Source organism: Parabacteroides sp. ZJ-118 (assembly GCF_011038785.1).
In the GTDB taxonomy this organism is placed as follows: domain Bacteria; phylum Bacteroidota; class Bacteroidia; order Bacteroidales; family Tannerellaceae; genus Parabacteroides.
This window is the reverse complement of record NZ_JAAKDT010000066.1, coordinates 1-6,534: the sequence shown is the minus strand read 5'-3', so window position 1 is coordinate 6,534 and position 6,534 is coordinate 1. Positions and strand designations below refer to the sequence as shown.

At 49.3% G+C, this 6,534-nt stretch carries 6 protein-coding genes; 2 read left to right on the top strand and 4 right to left on the bottom strand.

What is annotated here, in order from left to right:
- Nucleotides 1-315: 315 nt before the first annotated feature.
- Nucleotides 316-1,818, bottom strand: a complete 1,503-nt coding sequence (locus G7Y39_RS12800; protein WP_165157834.1) for a glutamine synthetase family protein — start codon at nt 1,816-1,818, stop codon at nt 316-318.
- Between the two features lie 180 nt (nt 1,819-1,998).
- Here G7Y39_RS12800 and G7Y39_RS12795 point away from each other — a divergent pair, with 180 nt between their 5' ends.
- The gene (locus G7Y39_RS12795; RefSeq protein ID WP_165157833.1) at nt 1,999-3,258 is read left to right on the top strand and encodes a putative DNA modification/repair radical SAM protein; all 1,260 of its coding nucleotides are present in this window, start codon (nt 1,999-2,001) and stop codon (nt 3,256-3,258) included.
- A 26-nt stretch (nt 3,259-3,284) separates the two neighbouring features.
- Nucleotides 3,285-4,049, top strand: a complete 765-nt coding sequence (locus tag G7Y39_RS12790; RefSeq protein ID WP_165157832.1) for a TIGR03915 family putative DNA repair protein — start codon at nt 3,285-3,287, stop codon at nt 4,047-4,049.
- Between the two features lie 108 nt (nt 4,050-4,157).
- Here G7Y39_RS12790 and G7Y39_RS12785 read toward each other — a convergent pair whose 3' ends face one another.
- The 3 genes from G7Y39_RS12785 to queC form a co-directional block, all read right to left on the bottom strand.
- The gene (locus G7Y39_RS12785; RefSeq protein WP_165157831.1) at nt 4,158-4,955 is read right to left on the bottom strand and encodes a DUF1080 domain-containing protein; all 798 of its coding nucleotides are present in this window, start codon (nt 4,953-4,955) and stop codon (nt 4,158-4,160) included.
- Between the two features lie 88 nt (nt 4,956-5,043).
- Nucleotides 5,044-5,508, bottom strand: a complete 465-nt coding sequence (gene queF, locus G7Y39_RS12780; protein ID WP_165157830.1) for a preQ(1) synthase — start codon at nt 5,506-5,508, stop codon at nt 5,044-5,046.
- A 9-nt stretch (nt 5,509-5,517) separates the two neighbouring features.
- Nucleotides 5,518-6,192, bottom strand: coding sequence for a 7-cyano-7-deazaguanine synthase QueC (gene queC, locus G7Y39_RS12775; RefSeq protein WP_165157829.1), 675 nt, complete (start codon nt 6,190-6,192; stop codon nt 5,518-5,520).
- Between the last annotated feature and the right edge of the window lie 342 nt (nt 6,193-6,534).

Sequence of the window (6,534 nt, the reverse complement as noted above, 5' to 3'; positions counted from 1 at the left end):
AGCCATACATCTTTCCTCGTTTACCTGCCTGATTTACGCATCAAGGTTACGGTTGCCTTTGGGAACTTCGCTGTCTGTAGCCAGTTTGTCCGCTTGATACGCCTTGGTATCAGATTTCTGTTCGTCAGGCCACGATTTCGCTATTGCTTCTTCTCTCCCAAGCGTCGCCGCTTGAAACTTGCAAGTCGCTTTAGGGTTCGTCGGCAACTACGCCCCTTTATGGACTTTCACCACAGATGTATGGCATGCCCGTCATACTACAAAAAAAGGGTGTGTCATGACACACACCCTCCTGTGAAATCATAAAAAGGACGTTCAGCCACAGTGGAAATAAGTATTGACCAGTTTCAACAGCTCTTCCGGATGATTCTCCAAGTCCTTGAGTAAGGAGGCGTCGTCATAAGATTCCAATTTACGGATGATACCGTCGATCATACTCGAACTAAACACGTTGTATTTTTCAAAAACAGCACGTTGTTGCTTTAGACAAGCAGCTGAAGCTATACAACTGCCTGGGAGTTGATCCAATGCCTTCAGGCGGTCTTGATTCTCCTCCTTATGAATGTTCACGTTTACATAGGTCTTCTCCGCGATCTCCAAAGCATCGACGATCTCAAAGCCATGGCGGCATGCGACTGCCAATCCGGCCAATAACAGGTATAAATCAGCGGAGCCATCTGGCGATCGCATCTCGACCGTTTGCTTTTGGCTCGTATCATAATGGCTGGAAGGCTCCGATGGGTTCGCCAAGGCGCACATGTCCGTTTGGGCGGCCCAACCTAGCGGAACACGCACTAAAACGGAACGATTCCGATCTCCCCAGCAAATATTCGTAGGCGCTTCTTGGTGTGGAACCAGGCGGAAATATGAGGTGGGGTTCGTATTTCCGAAAGCTGTAATAGAGGGAGCTAAACACATCATTCCTGCGATAGCCTTACGGGCGATCTCGGATAAGGCACCATTCGCTAACATCTGATTTTTGCCATCTTTCATGATACGCATGTGAACATGCAGACCGGAGCCGGCTTTCCCCACCGTGATTTTCGGAGCGAAGGTGATGTTATAACCATATTTATGAGCCAGATTGCGGATCACCCATTTCGCGATCATCAATTGATCCGCCGCGTTTTCCGCGGGACAGGGTAAGAACTCGATCTCGTTTTGTTCGTAGATTAAACCATTTAACGTGAAGTTTCCAACTTCCGAATGACCATATTTGATTTGTCCCCCCGCTTGCGCTATGCAGTGCATGCATTCCGCCCGGAATGCATTGAATTTTGCGTAAGGGGCGGATTCATGGTATCCTTTTTGGTCGGTAGCGGGGAAAACACCTTCATCCGGCGCGATTACATAATATTCTAACTCACCCATTGCCTCAAATTCCATGCCTGTCACCTCATGAAAGGCCTTACAGGCTTTATGCAATGTATATTCCGGGGAACTTTCCAATGGTTCTCCATCCTTATTGAAGAATGAGCAGAGCATGGTAAGCGTAGGTATTTCCGCGAACGGATCTTCGAAAGCCGTACGGAAACGGGGCACCACATATAGGTCACTGCTTCCCGCCTCGATAAACGAGAAAAGGCTGGAACCGTCCACACGCTCACCGCACGTCAAGATCGCGTCCAGATAGGCGGCGTTGTTGATTACAAAGTTTAGTGTTTTCAAACGTCCGTCGCCCGCAGGATACATAAAATTAACCATCCGGATACCTTTCTCCTGGATATAACGGATCATGTCCTCTTTCGTAAACTCGGACGTCGGTTTTTGTAAAAACTCCACGAGTGCGTTGGGAGTCATTTCGAGTTCTTTGTTCATGTCTTGTATGAATTAAGTTTAGGTGTGAAGGTAGTTGTTTTTCGCGAGACAGGGATTGTTTTCATCCGAAAAGTGAACGGGAGGGTCGCGATCGGGGTCACACCCTCCTTAAAAAACGTGCGGCGATGAAGACCGATTCCCGCAAGATCCGTATCTTTGCGCGAAACAATCCCGCGAGATATGGACGAGAAAGTGCTCGAAAAATTGAAAATCCTGGCCGAGTCGGCAAAATATGACGTCTCCTGCGCCTCCAGCGGAACCTCCCGTTCGCATAAGAGCGGATCTATAGGAAGTGCTGCCGGATGGGGGATTTGCCATAGTTTCGCTGAGGACGGACGGTGTATCTCGCTTTTAAAGATCATGCTGACGAATTATTGCATGTACGATTGTGCCTACTGCGTCAACCGGCGAAGTAATGATTTACCCAGAGCCACGCTTTCCGTTACCGAGTTGGTGGACCTTACGATCGAGTTTTACCGGCGTAATTACATTGAAGGATTGTTTTTAAGTTCCGGCGTGGTTCGAAACCCGGATTACACGATGGAACGGTTGGTGAGAGCTATCAAGGATCTGCGCCTCGTGCATCACTTCAACGGATACATCCATATGAAGAGCATCCCCGGAGCCAGCCAAGAATTGGTAAATGAGGCTGGGCTTTACGCCGATCGTTTGAGCGTGAATATAGAGATCCCGAATGAGGCGGGCTTGCGGACGCTCGCTCCGGAAAAGGATTTTAAAAGCGTATTCGCCCCCATGCGTTATATCCAACAAGGTGTATTGCAAAGCGCCGAGGAACGCAAGCGTTTCCGCCATGCCCCGCGATTCGCTCCCGCCGGGCAAAGCACGCAGATGATCGTCGGCGTTACGTCGGATACCGACAAGGATATACTTCGTTTATCATCCGCCTTGTATCGGAGACCTACGATGAAACGCGTTTACTATTCGGGCTTTATTCCGGTAAATGCGTATGACAGCCGCCTTCCGGTACTTGCCACGCCTCCGCTGATCCGCGAGAATCGTTTGTATCAAGCGGATTGGCTGTTGCGTTTTTATCAATTCAAGGTAGACGAGATTGTCGATGACGCATATCCGGATCTGGATCTGGACGTAGACCCGAAGTTGGCTTGGGCGCTGCGGCATCCGGAAATCTTCCCGGTAGATATCAACAAAGCGGATTACGAGATGCTTCTCCGGGTCCCGGGCATTGGCGTGAAATCGGCAAAGATCATCATCCTCTCCCGGCGTTACGCGAATCTCGGTTCAGAGCAGTTGAAGAAAATAGGGGTGGTTCTGAAAAAGGCGAGCTATTTCATTACTTGCCGGGAACTCCCGACGCGGACCGTGAATGAGGTCAGCCCCGAAACCGTCCGGCGACTATTGACGACAAAGGGCGGAAAGAAAGTAGACGATCGACAGCTTACGCTGCCTTTCAGCGATTAACACCTGTTTTATGGGGAGGATTGATAATGGTCATATTTGTTTACGACAAGACTTTTGAGGGATTGCTTACCGCGGTATTCGACGCCTATTCCCGTCGAACCTTCCCGGATTTGTTAGTAGCCGAGGGTGAGCCGTTCCCATTGTTCTACGACGAGGCGATCCGGATTTATACGGACGACCGGAAAGCGGAACGGGTATGGAAAGGGCTTGAGAGGAAGATCTCCAAGTCTTCCCTTTCCGGGCTGACGGTAACTTGGTTGTCGGAATTGCCGAATGTAGACCTGCTGTTGTTCCGATATATCCGCAAAGCGATCGACGCTCCGACCACGATCGAGTTCAATTTGGGCGATCCAGACCTATTGGAAACCGCCAAGATCTGGAAGAAAGTAAACAATGAACGCTTGCGAGTGATGCAATTCTTTCGCTTCCAAAAAGCGGCGGATGGGACGTACTTTGCCGCCGTCGCGCCCATATACAATGTATTGCCTTTGGTGTTACCTTATGCGCGAGACCGTTTCGCTGACCAGCAATGGCTCATTTACGACTTAAAAAGAGCGTATGGATATTATTATGACCGTAACGATACGATAGAAGTCCGTTTCGATGAGAAAGATTCACACTTGTTGACCGGATTGCTCAGTGAGGATATTATGGATAAGGATGAGAAACTTTTTCAACGTATGTGGAAGGCCTATTTTCAGTCGATCGCCATCAAAGAGCGTTTAAATCCGCGGCTTCATCGCCAACATATGCCGGCTCGCTTTTGGACCTATATGCCGGAGAAGAGATAATCGTGTGGCACATCTCCCCTATCGGGGGGGAACAGCTGCCGCTTAATCGAGAAAGGGATGAACTTACGATCAAGTCCATCCCCTCTTATCGCGATCAACACGTCTCTCTTATAGCTCGCGAATCCAGACGTTGCGGAAGCTGATCGGCTCGCTAGGATCGCCGTGGCTCTGCAGGATGATAGGGCCCGCGCCATGTTTCCGCACCTGCGGGAAACCGATCCACTCGGTCGTACCCAATATCGTCGTATGATTCTGTAAAACCACACCGTTCTGGATAACCGTCACGGTCGGACGCGTACGATAGGAACCATCTTCCTTGAACGTGGGGGCGGTATAGATGATATCGTATACGTTCCATTCGCCCGGTTTACGCATGGCGTTAGCCAAAGGAATGGATTGTTTGTAGATACTGCCCGCCTGGCCGTTCACGTAAGTCGGGTTGTTGTAGCAATCCAGCACTTGAACCTCATACAGCCCTTGCAGGAAGACACCGCTGTTACCTCTCGCCTGGCTCTCACCCGTGATATTCGTTGGTACTTTCCACTCGATGTGCAACTGGAAATCGTTGAATTTCTGCTTGGTCTGGATATCACCTTTCTTCTTGTTCACGGTGAATACGCCATCATGCACGTCCCATTCGGCAGCGCCGCCCTTTACGCTCTCCCAAGCGGAGAGATCCTTGCCGTCAAACAAGACGATCGCGTCGGAAGGAGCCGTGAAACCGCCCCCTTTTAAGTCTGTACCCGGAGTGACTACCGGCGGAACCGGCTCGTAAAACTCGGACATCTCGTGCGTGATACCCGCGTAACCGGTAGGCATCTTGAACTCTCTTTTCTTGTCTTGAGCGACAACCGTAACGCAACCCGCCAGAGCGAAAGCCGCGACTGTAAGCAATTTTTTGTTCATGGTCTAAAATAATTTATTAGTTAGTTAACACCCTTTGCCGCGAATATACCGTTTTTTTACTGAGCGAGAGAACAACTTGTCAGAAATCTTACGGATTATGATCAAAAAGTCTTTTCTCGGCCAACAGCTCGAACTTGGTGTTCGGACGGCCGTAATTGCAATACGGATAAATACTTATACCGCCCCTCGGAGTGAATATACCGGTAACCTCGATGTATTTCGGATCCATCAATCGTATCAGGTCCTTCATGATCATATTCACGCAATCCTCATGAAATGCCCCATGGTTGCGGAAGCTGAATAGATAAAGCTTCAAGCTCTTGCTCTCTACCATCCTTACGTCGGGGATATAATCGATATGGATCGTGGCGAAATCCGGCTGTCCGGTAATCGGGCAGAGGCTGGTGAATTCCGGGCAATTGAACCGTACCCAATAATCATTCCCTTGATGCTTGTTCGTGAATGTCTCCAATACCTCCGGAGCGTAATCCTGTCTATATACGGTAGAGCCACCCAATAAGCGCAACTCTCCCTCTTGTCTTCTATCGTCCATCGCTTTTATTTACTTTTGATTCTTTTCTTTCCTTCTCAAGTATTTCTCCAATCCGTCCTTGCGAAGTTTGCAAGCGGGGCAATGCCCGCACCCCTCGGCTATGACGCCGTTATAGCAAGTCAGCGTCTGCGTGCGCACCAGATCAAACACACCCAGCTCGTCCGACAATTCCCAGACATCGCTCTTATCCAGGTCCATAAGCGGGGTATGAATTACGAATTGCTCATCCATCGCCAGATCCAACGTTACGTTAAGAGAACGCACGAATGCGTCCCGGCAATCCGGATAACCACTATAATCGGCCTCGGAGACACCCGTCACCAAATGATGAATCCCTTTGCCGCGAGCCAAGATTGCCGCGAAAGTAAGGAACACCATATTACGGCCGGGAACAAACGTGTTCGGGTAGCCATGCTTCGGCTTCTCTCGGTCCATCGCTATGCTCGCGTTCGTAAGCGAGCAACCGGGATCTAACTGGCTGATAAGCGAGACGTCCAGTAACTGAAAAGGCACGTCCGCGTCAGCGGCGATCTTTCGGGCAACCTCTATTTCCAAGGAATGTTTCTGTCCGTACGTGAAGCATACGGCCTCTACACGCGAAAAATGCTTCTTCGCCCAGAAAAGGCAAGTCGTGGAATCTTGTCCACCCGAGAAGCATACCAAAGCGGCATTTTGTTGTTTCATATATCTCTCTTGTTTTTAATACATGGTTTGGCAAGCACATGGAAAAGCGTATCTTTTCGGCTGCGAAGATACGCTTTTTCCGTAGATCCCGGCATGATTTCTCTCGCTATCTTCCAAAACGGCGAGATATCCTTTATGCTCCGCCCTCAAAAAAACGCGTGCGGAAAATCAGGATATGCATTCAACTTAGGCGGCGATGTGGGGGTTAAATACGATAACTCAAGTTTCGGATTTAGTATGATGCCATAAAAATGGTCATGAAAAAGGCTTTGAGAATTTCCGTATATGACGGAAATTTAGTAATTTAGAGGTGTTCAAACAGCTAAATACCATACTCAAAGC

Bases quoted from the DNA above. Each gene is read 5' to 3' on its own strand.
- G7Y39_RS12800 (WP_165157834.1), bottom strand. From the start codon at position 1,818: ATGAACAAAGAACTCGAAATGACTCCCAACGCACTCGTGGAGTTTTTA.
- G7Y39_RS12795 (WP_165157833.1), top strand. From the start codon at position 1,999: ATGGACGAGAAAGTGCTCGAAAAATTGAAAATCCTGGCCGAGTCGGCA.
- G7Y39_RS12790 (WP_165157832.1), top strand. From the start codon at position 3,285: ATGGTCATATTTGTTTACGACAAGACTTTTGAGGGATTGCTTACCGCG.
- G7Y39_RS12785 (WP_165157831.1), bottom strand. From the start codon at position 4,955: ATGAACAAAAAATTGCTTACAGTCGCGGCTTTCGCTCTGGCGGGTTGC.
- queF (WP_165157830.1), bottom strand. From the start codon at position 5,508: ATGGACGATAGAAGACAAGAGGGAGAGTTGCGCTTATTGGGTGGCTCT.
- queC (WP_165157829.1), bottom strand. From the start codon at position 6,192: ATGAAACAACAAAATGCCGCTTTGGTATGCTTCTCGGGTGGACAAGAT.